Genomic DNA, 18,750 nt, shown 5'->3' with positions numbered 1-18,750 from the left:
CAGAAAAGAAGGCATACCTTTTTGGAAAGGTATGCCTGAAAACATCAGTGTGGCGGGTTGCCCATGGCCTGCATCAGGGCATTGACCTGATCGGGGTGGGCCTTGAACAGCGCCACGTTGGTGGGGTTGGGAGAAGGCATCCCTGCAGGAACCTGACCATTGCTGGCGGCCAGTGTCATGCCGAAGGTTGTCATGCCGATGATGAACGTTTCCGGCGTAAATCCATGAGAGCGGAGAACATCCGGAAAGCCCGGTACCTGGCTTGTTCGGGTGATCATCTCCTGAAGTCCAAGGCCCTGCGAGTTAGGGGGCTGGATGTTCCGCCCCTGAAGCTCGCTGATCGTGGACACTGCCCGCGACATGAAATCCGCTGGCAACGCATACCGCATGGCGCGTTCTGCATCAGCGCGGAACTGCGGCGGGATTTGGGCTGACTGTTGGTCCGACTGGCCGTCAATCTGTGTCTGGCTGGGAGCACCCTGCGCCAGGGCGCTGCTCATGGGGGCGATTGTCCCTGTCGCCAGTGCGAGAACCGGGAGGAGGCTGCGTCGAAAAATCATGAAATTACCCATTCACCAGCACGCATGAGAGGCGTGCGCGTTCCGTCCTTGAGGCCGTCGAGATCAATCCTGTCAGACCCGATCATCCAGTCGATGTGGATCAGGGAGTCATTAACGCCCCGCTCCAGAAGCTGTTCCGGCGTCAGACCCTCAATGTCGACCATGCATTTGGTGTAAGCCTGACCAAGGGCGATATGGCTGGACGCATTCTCGTCAAACAGGGTGTTCTTATAGAGAATGCCGCTGGAGGAAATCGGAGATGAGTGCGGCACAAGAGCCACCTCGCCAATGCGACGCGCGCCTTCATCCGTATCCAGAATGCGGTGCAGAACGTTTTCGCCCTTGCTGGCATGGGCCTCGACAATGCGACCATCCTCGAAACGGACGGAAATATCATCAATCAGAGTGCCTTGATGGAAAAGGGGCTTGGTGCTGCACACTGTTCCGTTGACGCGGGAACGGTGCGGTGTCGTGAAGATTTCTTCCGTCGGGATGTTCGGATTGCAGACAACGCCATTCAGCGTTTCTTCCGAGCCACCAGCCCAGGCGTGGCCGTCGGCGAGTCCTACGGTCAGGTCTGTACCGGGCCCGGAGAAGTGCAGCGCCTCGAAGTGCGTATCGTTCATGTATTTTGCGCGGGCGTGAAGGCGCTCATTGTGGGCTTTCCAGTCAGCGACCGGGTCGGGAACATCCACGCGGGAGGCCTTGAAGATACCGTTCCACAGAGCGGTCAGGGCTTCGTCTGCGGGAAGGTCAGGGAAGACCTGAGCGGCCCAGGCAGGAGTAGCGCAGGCGATGATGTTCCAGTTCACGGCAAACTGGGTGATGATTTCCATGGCCGGACGATTGGCGGCGGAGTTGGCGCGGTTGGCGCGGGAAATGCGCTCCGGGTCCTGTCCGGCGAGAAGGGTGGGGTTTGCGCCCGTGATGGCCATACGGGCCGCACCGTCCCGAAACGCCTGAGCAATTCCATTGGCGAGCCATGTTGGTGCGGTATCGAAGGCGTCATCAGAGGCGTGGACGTAACGCGCCAAAGTGGTTTCATCGTCAGCGTAAAGCGTGGTGACGAGGGAGGCGCCAGCCTTGTAGGCGTGTTCCGTGACGCGGCGGACCAGAGGCACAGCGTCCAGAGGGGCAGTAATGAGAAGCTGTTGCCCAGGCTTGATGTTCAGGCCAACGCGGACGGCAACTTCACCAAGCCGGTCCAGAAGCTGTTCGTGCGAAAAGGGGGAAGGAACGGGCACGTCTTGCTCTTTCGCAATGAAAAATCTGTCTGTCATGGTGGGGGTTGAGCGGGGGAAGTGCAAGAGGACCTCTGAGGCTTGCGGTTCTCTCAAAGTGCACTCACTCTTACCGTTCATGGGACGAAATCGAGCATTCGAAAAACGGCTGGAGCCCTCCGGGGAGTATGACGAAGAGGTTTGCTGTGCGTTGTGTGGACGTCCGATTCCATCGACGGCACGGTCTTCACGTCATCATCTCACGCCGAAGCTGAAGGGTGGCGCGCAGGCAGAAACAGTGCGCCTGCATCAGATCTGCCATAACGCCATTCATGCGAATTTCAGCGAAGCAGAACTGGCGGCACGTCTGACGGAACCTGACATCCTGCGGGAGGACGCCGCTCTTGCGCCGTTTCTGTCATGGATACGCAAGAAGCCTGCTGATTTTCATGCACTAACGCGGCGGGCTGCGTCCAAGCGGGGACCTCGTCGTGGACGGATGGCCTGAGAGCCCGTAATCTTGTGGTATGCGTCCTGGACTTCATATTTTCGCTGACGAAGGTCAGCCCGATCAGCGTCCGTTTGATGTCGCTGTAATCATACCCAGCCTGCTGAGGCCTTCCCTGTTTCATGCACTGCAGTCCGTGTTTGCCCAGAAGGGCAATCTGCGGGTTCAGATCATGATCGGAGCCGATATTGCTCCGCCCCCTGGTGCGGAAGAGATGCTGGAGCGGGCCTGTCAGGGCAGGCCGGAAGGGGGGTCCGTACAAGTCCTGTGGCCAGGATATTCCACATCCGAACGGCATGGCGGCTTCGGAAAAGCGTGGGATGGCGGCGTGTTGCGGAGTGTGCTGAGCCAGCTCTCCAATGCGCCCCGGATTACCTATCTGGACGATGATAACTGGTGGGGTCCAGACCATCTTCAGTCTCTGCTTGAAGCGATTGAAGGGCAGGACTGGGCGTGGTCCGGGCGTTGGTTCGTTCATCCGCGAACACTGAAACCAGTCTGCGAAGACCAATGGGAATCTGTCGGGCTGGGTGGCGGTCTGTTTCGTGAGGCGTATGGGGGGTTCGTTGATCCGAACTGTCTGATGATTGATCGAACCCGTGTGCCGGAGGTTTTAGACCTATGGAATCAGCCTTTGGCTGGGGATCAGACACGAATGACGGCGGATCGGAGTATTTTCAATTTTCTCAAGTCCCGTCCGGGGCATCCGAGCGGAAAATATTCGGCGTTCTATGTTTTGACGGAAACGGATGGGATGCACCCGATAAGGCTTCGGTGCATGGGTGATGCGTGGGACCGGGCTGGCCAATAATCGGCACAAGCCCGGTTCCGCCCGCACTTACATGGAACGGATGGTGTTCCGGCGCGGCGCACGGCGCTGGCGCTGCTGGTCCTGTGGCTGCTCGGTGCGGCTGGCGACGCGGGTTGCCTTTTCACGGGCAGCGGCACGGAGTTCGGTTTCCAACTCCTTGATGCGGCGCTGGACGCTCTCTTTGAGAGCTGGAGATGTGTGGGACTTCATGGACGCAAGCGTCTCCTTGAGGTCCCGAAGCTGCTTTTCCTTTTCGGCCTGATTGCGGCGGATAGGCTGGTTGTCGGACATCTGTCCGTGGAATGCGCGCATGTCTTGGTCTTTCAGCACGAAATGCCAGAAGCCTCCGCATTTGTCAGAAATGCGGAACGGGGCACGAAGGTGCACCGGCTGGCCTCTGGGAGGTCATGATCGTGAGGGCGGATCAGTCCGCCCGGCTGTGGTTCAGGATCGGTTACTCAGAATGATGGCCCGCAGGGCGTCAATCAGGCGTGTGCAGGCCTCGTCAGTTCCGATCGTGACGCGTAGCCAGTTCTGGATACGCGGGGTTGAAAGATGCCGCACCAGGATCGAGCGTTCGCGCAAGGCGGCGGCAATCGATCCGGCCGGATGCGCCGGATGACGCATGAGAATGAAGTTGGCACAGGATGGCAGGACTTGGAAGCCGAGATTTTCGAGTTCCGGAACAAGTGTTTTCCGGCTGGCAATCACTCTGGAGGTAATGTCAGCCAACCAGTCCGTATCCTTGATGGCGGCAATTGCTCCTTCCTGCGCGGGGCGGGAAAGGGGGTATGAATTGAAGCTGTCCTTCACGCGGATCAGCCCTTCGATCAATTCCGGCGAGCCGATCGCAAAGCCAACACGCAGGCCCGCCAGCGCATAGGATTTGGAGAGCGTCTGCACGACCAGAAGGTTGTCATGACGCTTTGTCAGCGGAATGGCCGACTCGGCACCAAAATCCACATAGGCTTCGTCAATGATGACCGTGCGGTCCGGGTGACGAAGGGCCAGTGTTTCGACCTCTTCCAACGAGAGGGCCAGCCCCGTATTGGCATTGGGGTTCGCGACGACAACGCCGCCGCATGGGCCGTCATAGGCGTTGATGTCGATCTCATAGTCGTCATTCAGAGGGAACTGTTTGAACGGCTGTTCAAACAGGCTGCAATAGACCGGGTAGAATCCGTATGTGACATCCGAGAAATAGAGCGGTGCGTCGTCATGGAACAGGGCGCGGAAGGCATGAGCCAACACTTCGTCTGAGCCGTTGCCAACGAAGACGCAGTCTGTCGGGACGTCAAAACGCTCAGCAATGCTTTCGCGCAGTGCTGTCGCCGTGGGGTCCGGATACAGGCGGAGCGTGTCTGTCGCAGAGGCACGGATGGCCTCCAACACTTTCGGGCTGGGGCCGTAGGGTGACTCATTGGTGTTGAGCTTGAGCAGGTTTGTGAGTTTTGGCTGCTCGCCCGGAACGTAAGGATCTAGATCGTGGACGCGGCGGTTCCAGAAGCGGCTCATGCGCCTGTCCCTTCGGTAAAAAGGCCCGTCAGGTTCTGCCGTTCAGCCAGATCACGTGCCGAAACACCATCCATGTCCCGGTGTTCGGGGTTAGCCCCTGCGGAAAGTAGGAGCCGCGCCATGTCTGCCCGGCCGAACATTACCGCAAACATAAGCGGGGTCCGTCCCGAGAAATTGGCATGATCGACCTGTGCGCCGTGGTCGATAAGGATTTTGGCGATCTCTGTCAGGCCCTTGAAGGCCACACCTGACAAAGCAGTCGCGCCCTTGAGATCCGTGGCTTCCGTATTGGCGCGGCGCTGCAGGAGCAGTCGGGCTGCGTCCACGTGTCCGTTATAGGTCGAGACGATGAGGGCCGTATATCCACGGCTGTCCGGTGTATCAATCACCATGCCAGCATCCAGAAACTGGGTCAGCAGGTCTGTGTCACCCTCACGGGCGGCGTCAATGAACAGGGCGGTAATCTGTTCGGGGGTGAAGTTGACGGTCTGTGCGTTCATGACGGTTTCCACCAAGGGGACAATCTTGCTCTAGGTTAGCGAGTTGGGGAAAGCGGCGAAAGGGCAAGGGTTTCGCCGTTTTCCAGTGCCTTGAAGAGAGGCGGTCGATCCTGAAGAGCAATCTTCAGCCGGGCACCCGGTTCCAGAATGGCTTCATCCGTGAGCTGGAAGGTTCCAAAATGGATGGCCATAGCGTGATCCGGCTTGAGGGTGTCAAAGGCCATGACGGCTTCTTCCGGGTTCATGTGAACCCGGCGCATGAAGTTGCGTGGCTCGTAGGCCCCGATGGGAAGAATGGCGAGATCCATCGTGTCCCATCGGCGATGAATGGCCTCGAAATGTTTCCCCCATGCGGTATCGCCGGCGAAGAAGACTCTTTTACCTTCGGCTTCGATCATGAAGCCGCCCCAGAGTGCCTGGTTCTGATCAAATGGTGTGCGGGCGCTCCCATGCAGGGCGGGGGTCGCCGTGATGCGCGCGCCTTCGGCCTCGGTTTCTGCCCACCAGTCGAGTTCAACGATGCGGGGGAGGCCAGACTTCTCCAGATGTCGACGGTTGCCGGGCAAAGAAATGCAAAGTGCGTCGTTTTTTTCTGCCAGCACACGCAGTGTCGGAAGGTCCATGTGGTCGTAATGGCAGTGCGACACCAGGATCACATCAATTGGAGGAAGGGCATCCAGTGTAATTCCGGGGGGCCTCACGCGTTTGGGACCGAAACTGCGGAAGGGGGAACAGCGTTCCGAGAACACCGGGTCCGTGATGATGCGTAATGGTTCACGTCCCTGCCGGCCGAACTGAAGCAGGACGGTGGCATGGCCGATGAAGGTTGCAAGACATTCACCGGGCGCGGGAGCAGTCAGGGTGTGGAGTTTCTGTGGTGGTAGGGCATCAGGCCAGCGGGGACGCAGGCTGAGCTGCCACTTTAGGATATTTCGGACGCGCTGGGCCGGTGTTCGCGCTGGGCCAAGGTCATCCGGACGCCACGCAGGTGGGTTGAAATAACGTGTTCCATCGAAGTGTAGCGGGTTGTCGTCGAGCACAAGAGCGTGTTTCACAATATGGTTTACCCATCAAGCATTGCGTCAGACGCGATAACGCGTCATGCCGTGGCTGCAGAAGGTGCGGGGGGCATCATTGACCTTTCCCCCGCTCGTCACAAGCCGGAGATCCCATACCGATGAGTACCCTTCCTGAACTCGGTATCAATACCATCCGCACACTTTCCATGGACGCTGTCGAGCGCGCGAATTCCGGTCATCCCGGAACGGCGATGGCTCTGGCTCCGGCCATGTATGCGCTGTGGCAGCATGATCTGAACTACGATCCGGCCGATCCGCTATGGCCGGCCCGAGACCGTTTTGTCCTGTCCGTCGGGCATGCGTCCATGCTGCTGTACTCGACGCTCTTCCTGGCAGGCGTCCGGGACATTCAGGATGGCAAAGTTGTCGAGAGCCCGGCTCTGACGATCGAGGATCTGAAGCAGTTCCGTCAGCTGAATTCCCGCACGCCGGGCCATCCGGAATACCGGTTCACGGCTGGTGTCGAAACGACGACTGGTCCGCTGGGTCAGGGCTGTGGCAATTCCGTTGGTATGGCGATTGCCGAGAAGTGGCTGGCTGAGACGTATAACCGTCCCGGTTTCAAGCTGTTCGACTATCACGTCACGGTCTTCTGTGGCGATGGTGACATGATGGAAGGTGTGGCGTCCGAAGCCGCGTCCACGGCTGGACATCTTGGTCTCGGGAACCTGACCTGGGTTTACGATTCCAATCAGATCTCCATTGAAGGGTCGACGGACCTTGCCCTGACGGAAGACGTCGGCAAGCGTTTCGAGGCCTACAAATGGCATGTCCAGACGCTGACAGACGGCAATGACGTGGAAGCGATCCTGAAGGCCCTTCAGGAAGCCAAGAAGGTCACGGACCGTCCAAGCATGATCGTTCTGAAGACGGTCATCGGTTATGGCGCTCCCAAGAAGGCTGGCACGGCGTCCGCTCATGGCGAGCCGCTTGGCGCAGACGAAATCAAGGGCGCGAAGGCCTCTTATGGCTGGCCGGACGGCGCTGGGGACTTCTATGTGCCGGATGGTGTGAAGGAACACTTCGCAGAAGGTCTTGGGAAGCGCGGTGCAGCTGCCAACGCTGAGTGGAGCGAGCTGTTTTCGGCTTACAAGGAAGCCTATCCCAAGGAAGCTGCCGAGCTTGAAGCCATCTTCGAGCACCGTCTGCCAGAAGGCTGGGACAAGGACATTCCGGTTTTCGAAGCCGACGCCAAGGGCGTGGCATCCCGTGCCAGCTCTGGCCAGGTGCTGAATGCCGTTGCCAAGAACCTGCCCTGGATGATCGGTGGTTCTGCTGATCTGACGCCATCTACAAAGACGGACATCAAGGGTGGCGGATCGTTCCAGCCGCCGCAGTGGGGGGGCACGTATGGGGGCCGCAACCTGCATTTCGGTGTGCGCGAACATGCCATGGGCTCGATCTGTAACGGCATCGCGCTGTCCGGTATCCGTGCATATGGCTCCGGCTTCCTGATCTTCTCGGATTACATGAAGGCCCCGGTCCGTCTGTCGGCCATTATGGAACTGCCGGTCACGTATATCTTCACGCATGACTCCATTGGCGTCGGTGAAGACGGCCCGACCCATCAGCCGATCGAGCAGCTTGCTCAACTTCGCGCGACCCCGGGCATCATGACGATCCGTCCGTCCGACGCCAACGAAGTGGCAGAGGCATGGCGCACCCTGATCCCTATGACGCACAAGCCTGCCGTTCTGGCCCTGAGCCGCCAGAATCTGCCGACGATCGACCGCAGCAAGTATGCCGCGGCGTCTGGTCTGGCAAAGGGCGCATACGTTCTGGCCTCCTGTGAAGGTAAGCCGGATGTGATTCTGATGGCGTCGGGTTCTGAAGTATCGCTGGTTGTCGCGGCTTACGAAAAGCTGACGGCAGAAGGTGTGAAGGCTCGCGTGGTATCGTTCCCAAGTTTCGATCTTTTCGAAGAGCAGCCTCAGGACTACCGCGACTCTGTCCTGCCGCCTGACGTGATCGGCCGTGTGGCCGTTGAGCAGGCAGCAGCCTTTGGCTGGGATCGTTATGTTGGTCTCGGCGGCGCGATCATCGCCATGAATACATTTGGTGCATCGGCTCCGGCTTCTGCACTTCTGACCAAGTTCGGGTTTACGCCGGAAGCAGTCTTTGACGCCGCAAAGCGTCAGGCTGCCCGTAGCAAGTGAGGAGAGAGCCTGTGGCAGACACAATCTCTAATACCGGCCTAGAAAAAGTAGGCAGTGTCCTGCGGGATCTGGAAAAGCACGGCCAGTCCCCCTGGCTGGACTTTATCCAGCGCAGCTTTACGGAAGATGGCAGCCTCAAGAAGCTCGTCGAGGAAGACGGGCTTCGTGGGGTAACCTCTAACCCTGCCATTTTTGAGAAGGCCATCGGCAAGGGGACGGAATACGATCCCCAGATCCGTAAACTTCTTGAGGGGGAAGGTCTCTCTGCGGGAGACCTTTACGAACACCTCGCGATTGATGACATCCGTGCTGCCTGCGGTGTCCTTTATCCGGTGTTTGAAAAGACGAAGGGCCTGGACGGTTACGTCAGCCTCGAAGTCTCTCCGTATCTCGCATTTGACGCGCACGGCACCATCACGGAAGCCCGTCGCCTGTGGAAGGCTGTCGGTCGCAAGAACCTAATGGTCAAGATCCCGGGCACGGCAGAAGGCACGGGCGCGATCCGCGAAGCGATTGCAGACGGTATCAACATCAATGTGACGCTGCTGTTCTCCCTCGAGGCGTACAAGGACGTTCTGGAAGCCTACATTTCCGGCCTTGAAGCCCGCGCCGCCCGTGGGGAAGACATTTCCCACATCTCCAGCGTGGCCTCTTTCTTCGTCAGCCGTATCGACGCAAAGATCGATGGCGAGATTGATCGCCGCGTCGCTGCTGGTGACAAGGATGCGGAAGCGCTCAAGGCTCTGCGTGGCAAGGTTGCCATTGCAAACGCCAAGGTTGCCTATCAGTACTATCTGGACGTCAAGAAGAGCCCGCGCTGGCAGGCACTTGCTGCCAAGGGTGCGAACCCGCAGCGTCTGCTCTGGGCCAGTACCGGCACGAAGGACAAGGCTTATTCTGACGTCCTGTACGTCGAAGAGCTGATTGGTCCGGAGACGGTCAACACGATTCCGCCAGCAACGTTCGATGCGTTCCGTGATCACGGCAAGCTCCGTGAGAGCCTGACGGAAAATGTTGAAGAAGCCCGTCATGTTCTGGCTGAAGCCGAGCGCCTTGGTCTGGATCTGGCCGGTGTTACGGCGAAGCTGGTGAAGGACGGCTGTGCCTCTTTCTCTGAATCCTTCGATACCCTGCTTGGTGCGGTCGCCGAAAAGCGGGAGTCTGTGCTGGGAAAACGGTTGCTCCACGTCACAGCTGACCTTCCCTCAGAAATCCGCGACGATGTTGCGGAATCCGAGAAGGCGTGGAGCAAGGAAGGTCTGGTCCGTCGCATCTGGGCGAAGGACGCATCTGTCTGGACGAATGGGCCGGAAGCTGGCTGGCTGAACTGGCTGACCATCGTTCAGGACCGTCTGTGGCACATCGAGGAGCTGGAACTTCTGGCCCGCGATGTCCGCAGCCGTGGTTTCACTGACATTCTTCTCCTGGGTATGGGCGGTTCGAGCCTTGGTCCGGAAGTGCTGGCCGAGACGTTCGGGCAGCAGGAAGGGTGGCCGAAGCTGCATGTTCTCGACAGCACGGACCCTCAGCAGGTCCGGACTTACGAGAAGGCAGTTGATCTCAAGAAAACGCTGTTCATCGTGGCCAGTAAGTCTGGCGGCACGCTGGAACCGAACATCCTGTTCGCGCATTTCTGGACGGTCGCTGGTCAGGCTCTGGGCAAGGCTCCGGGCGATAACTTCATCGCCATCACGGACCCTGACTCCCACATGCAGAAGGTTGCCGAAGAAAATGGCTTCTGGCGCATTTTCTACGGTGATCCGAAGATCGGTGGCCGGTTCTCCGTGCTGTCCAACTTTGGTCTGGTGCCTGCCGCTGTCAGCGGACTGGATGTTCGCAGGTTCCTGACGATCACGACGCTGATGGTCGAGAGCTGTGGGCCGAGCGCACCGGCTCATGTCAATCCGGGTGTGACGCTGGGCCTGATTCTTGGCCATTCAGCCAAATGCTTCGGCCGCGACAAGGTCACGATCCTTGCGTCCAAGGGTATTGCGTCCTTTGGTGCCTGGCTTGAGCAGCTGATCGCTGAAAGTACGGGTAAGAAGGGCACGGGTCTCGTTCCGATTGATGAAGAAGAACTCGGTACGCCTGACGTCTACGGAAAGGACCGCGTTTTCGTGGACCTGCTTCTTGAAGGTGACACACCTGACAGTCGTCTGGGTGCGCTGCGCGAAGCGGGAGCTCCGGTCGTGACGGTCCGTCTGTCGGACAAGAATGAGATTGGTCAGGCTTTCTTTGTCTTTGAATTCGCCACGGCTGTTGCCGGTGCGGTTCTGGGCATTGACCCGTTCGATCAGCCGGATGTCGAGTTCAGCAAGGTGGAAACGCGCAAGCTGACCACGGCGTATGCTGAAACTGGCGCTCTTCCGGCTGAGGCACCCTTTGCCGTTGACGGAAATCTCGCCTTCTACGCGGATGAGAAGAACGCTGCGGCTCTGGGCACAGGCGACACGGTGTCCATTCTGAAGAAGCACTTTGAGCGTGTTGGACCGGGCGACTATGTGGGCCTTCTGGCTTACATCGAGCGTAACCGGGAGACGCGTGACTGGGCGCAGGACGTCCGGATGGATCTGCGGAATGCGCTGAAGGTTGCTACGGCAGCCGAGTTCGGCCCGCGGTTCCTTCACTCGACAGGGCAGGCCTACAAGGGTGGCCCGGACAGTGGTGTTTTCCTCCAGGTTACTGCGAAGGATGCGGCCGATGTTCCGGTTCCGGGGCATGGCTTCAGCTTTGGTGTCGTCAAGGCGGCGCAGGCTCGCGGTGATTTCGAGGTTCTTTCAGCCCGTGGGCGTCGTGCGCTGCGGGTGCATATTGACGGACCGCTGGAAGAGGGCCTGAAGACCCTTGCCGGGGCCATTCATAAAGCGATTGCGGGAGCATAAGGCATGCGTATCGGTATCATAGGTCTGGGTCGTATGGGCGGTAACATTGCGCTCCGTCTGACCCGTCACGGACATGATGTTGTTGTGCATGACCGCACGCCGTCCGTAACGGCTTCCATCGTGCAACGTGCCGAAGGTGGGCGCGCCACGGGGGCAGACACATTCGAGGCTCTTGTAAAGGGCCTCGAAGGGGATGCTCATCGTGTCGTCTGGGTCATGCTCCCTGCGGGACCGATTACTGAGGCCTGCGTCAAGAAGCTTGCCTCTCTTCTGGGCAAGGGTGACATCATCATCGACGGTGGCAACAGCTACTACAAGGATGATGTCCGTCGTGCAGAAGAACTCTCCGAAAAGGGGATTTCCTACGTTGACGTTGGTACGTCCGGAGGTGTGTGGGGCCTCGAGCGTGGGTACTGCATGATGTACGGCGGACCCAAGGAGGCTGCGGATTATATCGATCCAATCCTGGCAGCTCTGGCTCCGGGCAAGGGCGATGTTCCCGTCACGCCGAACCGGGATTCCACCAATCTCGATCCGCGTGCCGAGCAGGGCTATCTGCACTGTGGCCCGTCCGGTTCAGGCCATTTTGTGAAGATGGTTCACAACGGCATTGAATACGGCATGATGCAGGCCTTCGCTGAAGGCTTCGATATCATGAAGAGCAAGAACTCTCCTGTTTTGCCTGAAGGGGAGCGCTTCGACCTGAACATGGCCGATATCGCCGAAGTCTGGCGTCGTGGCAGTGTTGTATCGTCGTGGCTGCTGGACCTTACGGCAGAGGCGCTTGCCAAGTCGGGTGAACTCTCCGAGTTCTCCGGTGAGGTTGCTGACTCCGGTGAAGGTCGCTGGACGATCGAAGCCGCCATCGAAGAAGATGTTCCGGCTCCTGTCATGACGGCGGCCCTGTTTACCCGTTTCCGTTCACGGTCGGGTAATAACTTCGCCGAGAAGATTCTCTCGGCGCAGCGTTTCGGCTTCGGCGGTCACGTCGAGCAGAAATAAGCCCCTCTGACGGATGGGCAAGGGGGAGTGGGCACAGTATGCTCACTCCCCCATTCAATATGGCCGACCGACAGGGGCTTACATGTCCATTGATCTCGATACTATTCACGCGGAACTCCCCCCACTGCCGGAGACAATCCGGATGGTTGTTTCCGACATGGATGGAACGCTCCTGACACCGGGGAAAACCATCGCGCCCTCCACGCTGGCGATGGCAAAGGAGCTTCAGGCGCGCGGTATTCCGCTCTGTCTCGCAAGTGCGCGGCCTCCGGCTGCGATGACAAAATACATTTCACAACTTGGCTTGAACGGTCAAAACGCGGGCTTCAACGGCGGTATCATCTTTGCGCCGGACGGAACGCCCACAGTCAGCCGTGTGCTCTCTCGTGATGTGCTTTCCGTGGTGCATGACATGCTGCATGTCCATGGAATTGAGACCTGGCTGCTACGTCAGTCGCACTGGATGGTCAGTGATGCTGCGACGCCGTTTGTGGAACATGAGCGCCGCATTACGGGTCTGACGCCGCATGAAGTGCCGGATCTGCGTCATGAATTTGACGGGATCGGCAAGGTCATGGGTGTCACCAATAACTATGATCTGCTCCAGCGTGTCGAGACGGAACTGGCAGCCATGCTCCGTGGTGAAGCAAGTGTGCGCCGTTCTTCCGAGATGCTGCTCGATATTACGCCGGCGCTTGCCAACAAAGGCGAGGCCGTACGTGAACTGGCCCTCGCCCATGGTGTGGCGCCGCATGAAGTGGCCTGTCTGGGCGATGCCCATAACGACCTGCCAATGTTCTCCGTCGCAGGGCTGGGCATTGCCATGGGACAGGCTGAAGAAGACGTGAGAGCCGCTGCCCAGGTTCTTACTGACACCAATGAGCGCGATGGTTGGGCCAAAGCTGTCGAACGCTACATTCTGCCAAGGGTCAGGAACACATGACGACCGATATCCATACTGCCACACTGGAAATACTGCCGAACTCAGATGCAGTAGCCCTCCGAATGGCGGATCTTCTGGTGGACGGTGTTCTTGCCAAAACGGGCGGGAAGTTCCGCGTGGCACTGTCTGGTGGTTCCACGCCGAAGCGTCTGTTCGAACTGCTGGCCGAGCCGGAACTGGCAAAGCGTATTCCCTGGGACCGTGTTGAGATCTTTTACGGAGATGAGCGGCACGTTCCTGAAGGGCACCCGGACAGCAACCATGCGGTTGGTCAGTCTGTTCTGATCAGTCGCGTTCCGGTTCCTTCCGAAAACGTGCATCCGATCCCGACTGCTGCAACGGTAGAGGTCGATGCGCGCGCTTATCAGAAGACGCTCGAGACAGCGTATGGCGCGACGGAGCTTGATCCCGCTCGCCCGCTGTTTGATCTCGTGATGCTGGGGCTTGGAACGGATGGCCATACCGCCTCGCTGTTCCCCGGTGAGCCAGTGCTTCAGGAAAAGACGGCCTGGGTGGGCACGGCGGCCCCGAAAACTGCGCCGCATGAACGCATTACGCTGACATATCCCGCAATCGAGTCCAGCGCTCTAGTGGTTTTCCTCGTGACCGGGGCCTCCAAGGTCGAGATGCTCAAGCGCCTGCGGGAAGGGGACAAGAGCCTGCCGTCCGCGAATGTGACCAGTGAAGGGCGTATTGTCATTCTGGCCGACCGTGCTGCGACGGGAGACGCGGCATGAGCTCGGATATGGAGACTCACAAGCGCACCGCAGCGCGTCGGGCAGCGGATATGGTCAAGAGCGGCATGGTCGTCGGACTCGGAACGGGCAGTACCGCGACCTACATGATCGAGCGACTGGGTGAACGCGTTGCGGAGGGTCTTCACATTGTGGGAATTCCAACGTCCGAAGACAGCGCCCGCAAGGCTGAGAAAGCCGGTATTCCACTGACCGATTTTGCGGCTCATCGCCGGATCGATATCGCCATTGACGGGGCGGATGAGGTCCAGCGTGGCTCGTTAAACCTGATCAAGGGGCTTGGTGGCGCGCTTTTGCGCGAAAAGATTGTGGCCCAGGCTGCGAAGAAATTCGTCGTGATCGTGGATGGCAGCAAGCCGGTTGATCATCTTGGCGAGCGTGCTCCGGTTCCCGTGGAAGTGATTTCTTTTGGTTGGGAATGCACGGCAGAACGGCTGTCAGCCTGCGGTGCCAAGGGCGTCAAGCCGCGGACCGATCGTGACGGAAACCTGTTTGTTAGCGACAACCGCAACATGATTCTGGACTGCACGTTCGGCCCGATCGAGGATCCGGAAGAACTGGCGCGCCAGATAGACGCGATCGTGGGTGTGGTGGAACACGGCATGTTCCTGAACATGGCGTCTGAAGTTCTGGTTGCGACAGAACAGGGAGTGGAGCGATGGGAACCATAGGGTCTGTCCAGTCTGGTGGAACCATGGGTATCAGGCCGCGGTTTCTGGTCGTGATGGGGGTTTCCGGGACTGGTAAGACAACGATTGCCACCGGCCTTGCCACCCGTCTCGGCTGGCATTTTCAGGAAGGGGATGCGCTCCATCCCCAGAGTAACGTCGACAAGATGAGTTCTGGTCAGCCCCTGACGGATGAAGACCGCAAGCCGTGGCTGGAGCTCTGCCATGACTGGCTGAGCAGGGAAGTGAAAGCGGGTCACGGCGCTGTCCTGACCTGTTCTGCCCTCAAGCGTATCTATCGTGAGCAGCTTCGCCGGGATCTGCCTGTTGAATTCATTCATATCCGCGTGGCCCGGGATACGCTGACTGATCGCATGGCCCGTCGGCAGGGTCATTTCATGCCTGCCAGCCTGCTCCCAAGCCAGCTTTCCACTTTCGAGGAGCCGGGGGATGACGAGCCAGTCATTCATGTTTGCGGCGAAGATCCTCCTGATGTCGTGCTGGAAAAACTGCTCCAGCACTTTCGTGACGAAGAAAACCAGAAAGAACTTCATGCGGCTGTTAGTTGATGCGGATGCCTGCCCTGTAAAAGATGAAATCTACCGTGTGGCAGGCCGCTATGGCCTCCAGACGCTTGTTGTTGCCAATCGCTGGATCAATATCCCGCAGTCGCCCCTGATCGAGCGCGTTGTTGTGCCGGAAGGCCCGGACGTTGCGGATGACTGGATTGCGGAACAGGCGATGACCTTCGATATCGTTGTAACCAACGACGTGCCGCTTGCCGTCCGGTGTCTCGATAAGGGGGCGGCAGTCCTTCGACCAAACGGTGAAGAGATTGATGAACGGTCCGTTGGAATGGTCTCGGCCATGCGGGATCTGATGCACGATCTGCGCGAAACCGGCACAGTGAACACCTACAATCCATCCTTCGGAAAAGCTGATCGGAGCCGGTTTCTTTCCGCTCTCGATACGCTCATTGTGCGACTCCGCAGGAAAGCTGCCTTTTCAAAAGTGATCCCCAGTTCTCCATAAACGATCCACAGGGACGTCCCCGGAGATGTTCCATGAATCTGGGGATAAGAGTCCGCTGCCGAGGAAAAAGCATCCATGAATCCACTCCGTCTTGCACAGCTGGAAATGTTCTGTGCTGTCGTCGAGACGGGAACGGTAGTGGCAGCATCCCGCAAGCTGAACTGTGTGGCGTCCAACGTGACGGCGCGCTTACGGGAACTGGAGCAGCTTCTGGGGCAGGAACTTTTTGCACGTGAAAAAAACCGCCTGCTTCTGACACCGGAAGGGCGGTTGTTTTACCAGCAGGCTAAGGTCGTGGTGGACCAGGCGCGCCAGTTGACGGATCTGTTTTCCGAAGGAACCCCAAAGGGCGTTCTGACGGTTGGTGCGCTGGACGTGGCATTAAAGAAATACCTGCCGGATCGCGTTCCCCGGCTTCTTGCTTCAGCACCGGGTGTGGAAATCAGGGTTCTGATCCGGCCGACAGATACACTTGAACGAATGCTGATGGATGGAGACATCGATCTGGCCCTGACAGATGGGCCGATCGAGCATCCGATGATGGGTAGCGCTTTTGCCTTTCGGGAGCGTCTGGCGATTGTTCTGCCGAAAGGTCAGGATGCTTTACAGTCTGGACAGGCTGTTTTTCTGTTCAACACGGACTGCCTGTATCGGCGGTATTTCGAGGCCTGGCTGGAAGAGGGCGGTGTGGGTGGTGGTCTTATTCATACCATCGAGTCCTATGATGTCATCCTGGCCTGCGTGGAAGCTGGACTGGGAATTTCCTGTATCCCTCAGAGCGTTCTTTCGGTCCTGAAAGCGGAACGACATGCGGATGTGAACGTGCTGTATCCGGATGATCTGCAAGGAAGCGACATTTATGCCGTCTAGCGTGAGCCGGGATTGGGTCCATTGGGCCAGATATTTGTGGACAGTCTGAAGACAGCAGTCAGTTAATCACAAATAGTGAATGATACACTGATTTATCATCACTTTTAATCATCTATGGCTTTTGTCAGTCTCCGGTCATCGACTGAACCGGTGGCAGTCTCATGCGTCTGATCTGGTACAGCGCAGGATGCGCCGCCCTGAATACAGGAGCAGTCAGTGGCTATAAAATACGATCTCTTTATCAATAACGAATGGGTCACTCCGGAAACCAACGAATGGATTTCCGTCGAAAACCCAGCAACCAAAGAAACGGTGGGTCAGGCTGCTCGCGGTGGAGAAGCGGATCTCGACAGGGCTGTTGCCGCTGCCAAGGCTGCCTTTCCTGCATGGAGCCGCAAGACGGCTACGGAACGTGCGGATTACGTTCATGCTCTCAAGGATCTTGTGAAGCGCGACAAAGAGAAGCTGGCCGAAACCATCACGTCTGAAATGGGCAAGCCGCTCCAGGAAGCCCGTGTTGAAGTTGATTTTGCGATCGGGCTTCTGCGATTTGCCGCGGAAAACACCCTGCGGCTTCAGGGTGAAATCATTCCGGGGAGCACGCCTGACGAGAAGATCCTGATCGACCGTGTTCCGCTGGGCGTTATTGGTGCCATAACGGCGTGGAATTTCCCGCTTGCGCTCTGTGCCCGCAAGATTGGTCCTGCTATCGCCGCGGGTAACACGATTGTCGTGAAGCCTCATGAGTTGACGCCTCTCGCATCGCTGCACCTGGCGAAGCTGGTTGAGGAAGCGGAAATCCCCAGGGGTGTCGTGAATATTGTCACGGGTGACGGGCCGGAGGTTGGCGTACCACTGGTGGCGCATCCGGACGTCAAGCTCATCACCATGACGGGTTCTACCCCGGCGGGTAAGAAGATCATGGCTGCGGCGGCGGAAACGTTGAAGGAAGTTCGGCTGGAACTGGGAGGCAAGGCACCTTTCCTCGTCATGGAAGATGCCGATCTGGAAAAAGCTGCCGAGGCCGCTGTGCAGTCCCGTTTCATGAACACGGGGCAGGTCTGCACCTGCAATGAGCGCACTTACATTCATGAAGCCGTCTATGACGAATTCGTTCAGAAGGTTCGTCAGAAGATCGGGGCACTGAAGGTGGGTCTGCCGACTGATCCGGAAACGGATATGGGGCCGAAGGTCAGTGAGGATGAACTGAAGAAGGTTCATGAAATTGTTGAAAAGGCCGTCAAGCAGGGTGCCAAGCTGGAAACCGGGGGCAAGCGCCTGACGGGCGGTGTGTACGACAAAGGCTATTTCTATGCGCCGACCCTGCTGACGGATGTCTCGCAGGATATGGACATCGTCCATAACGAAGTCTTCGGCCCGGTCATGTCCCTTATCAAGGTGAAAGACTTTGATCAGGCTCTCGCCTGGGCCAATGACTGCCGTTACGGGCTGTCAGCGTATCTTTTCACAAAGGATCTGGGTCGCATTCTGCGCATGACCCGCGAACTGGAGTTCGGTGAGGTCTATGTGAACCGTCCGGGCGGCGAAGCACCGCAGGGCTTCCACCATGGCTACAAGGAAAGTGGCCTTGGCGGTGAGGACGGACAGCATGGGCTGGAAGCCTATGTGCAGACCAAGACGGTTTACCTCAACGCCTGATTTCTCTGAGGGCAGCCCGGAAATCGGGCTGCCTTTTTTCATGAAAGGACCGGGAACATGGTTAAAGTTGCTGCACTGGCCACGGATGGCCTTGAAGAAATCGAACTGACGTCTCCGAAAGATGCACTGGAAAAAGCTGGGGCGACTGTCACCGTGATTTCGCTGAAAACGGGCGAGTTCCAGGCTGTTAACAAGGACATCTATCCGTCGAATAAAATCCGTGCGGATCTGGCCATTGCTGATGCGAAGGCTTCGGATTTTGATGCCCTTCTGCTTCCGGGTGGACTGGCTTCACCGGATGCCCTGCGTATGAACAGGGATGTTGTGGCGTTTGTGAAGGAGTTCGTGAAGGCCAACAAGCCGATCGCGGCAATCTGCCATGGTGCGCAGACACTGATTGAAGTGAATGAACTGCGCGGTCGCACCGTAACATCGTGGCCTGCCATCAAAACCGATTTCCAGAGTGCTGGCGCGGACTGGGTGGACACGGAAGTTGTGACAGACGGGCCTTATGTATTCTCTCGCTGCCCGGATGATCTTCCTGCCTTCAACAAGGCAATCATCAAACATTTCAAGCTCGGCTAAAGGTC

At 58.2% G+C, this 18,750-nt stretch carries 19 protein-coding genes; 13 read left to right on the top strand and 6 right to left on the bottom strand.

What is annotated here, in order from left to right; translation table 11 throughout:
- Positions 1-44: 44 nt before the first annotated feature.
- Both B7444_RS08375 and B7444_RS08370 read right to left on the bottom strand, forming a co-directional pair.
- Positions 45-560 carry a hypothetical protein gene (locus B7444_RS08375; RefSeq protein ID WP_007282554.1) on the bottom strand — a complete coding sequence of 172 codons (516 nt, stop codon included), beginning with the start codon at positions 558-560 and terminating at the stop codon, positions 45-47.
- Entirely contained in the window at positions 557-1,840 is a 1,284-nt protein-coding gene (locus B7444_RS08370; RefSeq protein ID WP_007282553.1) for an aminopeptidase, read from the bottom strand. The genes B7444_RS08375 and B7444_RS08370 overlap by 4 nt, the downstream gene beginning before the upstream one ends.
- Positions 1,841-1,919: 79 nt before the next feature.
- On the opposite strand from B7444_RS08370, the gene B7444_RS08365 reads away from it, so the two are divergent.
- Positions 1,920-2,288: an HNH endonuclease family protein gene (locus B7444_RS08365; protein ID WP_007282552.1), complete on the top strand. Its 369-nt coding sequence runs from the start codon at positions 1,920-1,922 to the stop codon at positions 2,286-2,288.
- A gap of 19 nt (positions 2,289-2,307) precedes the next feature.
- Entirely contained in the window at positions 2,308-3,099 is a 792-nt protein-coding gene (locus B7444_RS08360; protein WP_007282551.1) for a glycosyltransferase family protein, read from the top strand.
- Positions 3,100-3,126: 27 nt separating this feature from the next.
- On the opposite strand, the gene B7444_RS08355 is transcribed toward B7444_RS08360, so the two are convergent.
- The 4 genes from B7444_RS08355 to B7444_RS08340 form a co-directional block, all read right to left on the bottom strand.
- Complete coding sequence (locus tag B7444_RS08355; RefSeq protein WP_029495673.1) at positions 3,127-3,411, bottom strand: hypothetical protein; 285 nt, start codon at positions 3,409-3,411, stop codon at positions 3,127-3,129.
- A gap of 132 nt (positions 3,412-3,543) precedes the next feature.
- On the bottom strand, positions 3,544-4,614 hold the full coding sequence (hisC, locus tag B7444_RS08350; protein WP_007282549.1) for a histidinol-phosphate transaminase: 1,071 nt from the start codon (positions 4,612-4,614) through the stop codon (positions 3,544-3,546).
- On the bottom strand, positions 4,611-5,114 hold the full coding sequence (locus B7444_RS08345; RefSeq protein WP_035729918.1) for an ankyrin repeat domain-containing protein: 504 nt from the start codon (positions 5,112-5,114) through the stop codon (positions 4,611-4,613). Before B7444_RS08345 ends, hisC begins: the two co-directional genes overlap by 4 nt.
- 35 nt (positions 5,115-5,149) lie before the next feature.
- On the bottom strand, positions 5,150-6,169 hold the full coding sequence (locus B7444_RS08340) for an MBL fold metallo-hydrolase (protein WP_231502892.1): 1,020 nt from the start codon (positions 6,167-6,169) through the stop codon (positions 5,150-5,152).
- A 122-nt stretch (positions 6,170-6,291) separates the two neighbouring features.
- Between B7444_RS08340 and tkt the strand changes: the two genes are divergently transcribed.
- The 11 genes from tkt to B7444_RS08285 all read left to right on the top strand — a co-directional run bounded on the left by tkt (position 6,292) and on the right by B7444_RS08285 (position 18,745).
- Positions 6,292-8,349: a transketolase gene (gene tkt / locus B7444_RS08335; protein ID WP_007282545.1), complete on the top strand. Its 2,058-nt coding sequence runs from the start codon at positions 6,292-6,294 to the stop codon at positions 8,347-8,349.
- An 11-nt stretch (positions 8,350-8,360) separates the two neighbouring features.
- Positions 8,361-11,231, top strand: coding sequence for a bifunctional transaldolase/phosoglucose isomerase (locus tag B7444_RS08330; protein ID WP_007282544.1), 2,871 nt, complete (start codon positions 8,361-8,363; stop codon positions 11,229-11,231).
- 3 nt (positions 11,232-11,234) lie between these two features.
- Positions 11,235-12,233, top strand: coding sequence for a phosphogluconate dehydrogenase (NAD(+)-dependent, decarboxylating) (gnd, locus tag B7444_RS08325; RefSeq protein WP_007282543.1), 999 nt, complete (start codon positions 11,235-11,237; stop codon positions 12,231-12,233).
- Between the two features lie 82 nt (positions 12,234-12,315).
- Positions 12,316-13,176 carry a Cof-type HAD-IIB family hydrolase gene (locus B7444_RS08320; protein WP_231502894.1) on the top strand — a complete coding sequence of 287 codons (861 nt, stop codon included), beginning with the start codon at positions 12,316-12,318 and terminating at the stop codon, positions 13,174-13,176.
- Positions 13,173-13,913 carry a 6-phosphogluconolactonase gene (gene pgl / locus B7444_RS08315; protein WP_007282541.1) on the top strand — a complete coding sequence of 247 codons (741 nt, stop codon included), beginning with the start codon at positions 13,173-13,175 and terminating at the stop codon, positions 13,911-13,913. Before B7444_RS08320 ends, pgl begins: the two co-directional genes overlap by 4 nt.
- On the top strand, positions 13,910-14,602 hold the full coding sequence (gene rpiA, locus B7444_RS08310; protein ID WP_016737671.1) for a ribose-5-phosphate isomerase RpiA: 693 nt from the start codon (positions 13,910-13,912) through the stop codon (positions 14,600-14,602). The genes pgl and rpiA overlap by 4 nt, the downstream gene beginning before the upstream one ends.
- Positions 14,590-15,168 carry a gluconokinase gene (locus B7444_RS08305; protein WP_007282539.1) on the top strand — a complete coding sequence of 193 codons (579 nt, stop codon included), beginning with the start codon at positions 14,590-14,592 and terminating at the stop codon, positions 15,166-15,168. Before rpiA ends, B7444_RS08305 begins: the two co-directional genes overlap by 13 nt.
- Positions 15,152-15,631: a YaiI/YqxD family protein gene (locus B7444_RS08300; RefSeq protein ID WP_007282538.1), complete on the top strand. Its 480-nt coding sequence runs from the start codon at positions 15,152-15,154 to the stop codon at positions 15,629-15,631. The genes B7444_RS08305 and B7444_RS08300 overlap by 17 nt, the downstream gene beginning before the upstream one ends.
- 75 nt (positions 15,632-15,706) lie before the next feature.
- The gene (locus tag B7444_RS08295; RefSeq protein ID WP_007282537.1) at positions 15,707-16,501 is read left to right on the top strand and encodes a LysR family transcriptional regulator; all 795 of its coding nucleotides are present in this window, start codon (positions 15,707-15,709) and stop codon (positions 16,499-16,501) included.
- A 216-nt stretch (positions 16,502-16,717) separates the two neighbouring features.
- A complete protein-coding gene (gene aldA, locus B7444_RS08290) occupies positions 16,718-18,160 on the top strand; it encodes an aldehyde dehydrogenase (protein WP_007282536.1) in 1,443 nt (480 codons plus the stop codon).
- Between the two features lie 57 nt (positions 18,161-18,217).
- Complete coding sequence (locus tag B7444_RS08285; RefSeq protein WP_007282535.1) at positions 18,218-18,745, top strand: type 1 glutamine amidotransferase domain-containing protein; 528 nt, start codon at positions 18,218-18,220, stop codon at positions 18,743-18,745.
- Positions 18,746-18,750: the final 5 nt, after the last annotated feature.

This window comes from Gluconobacter thailandicus F149-1 = NBRC 100600 (genome assembly GCF_000964465.1).
GTDB lineage: Bacteria > Pseudomonadota > Alphaproteobacteria > Acetobacterales > Acetobacteraceae > Gluconobacter > Gluconobacter thailandicus.
This window is presented reverse-complemented; position numbering and strand designations above follow the sequence as displayed.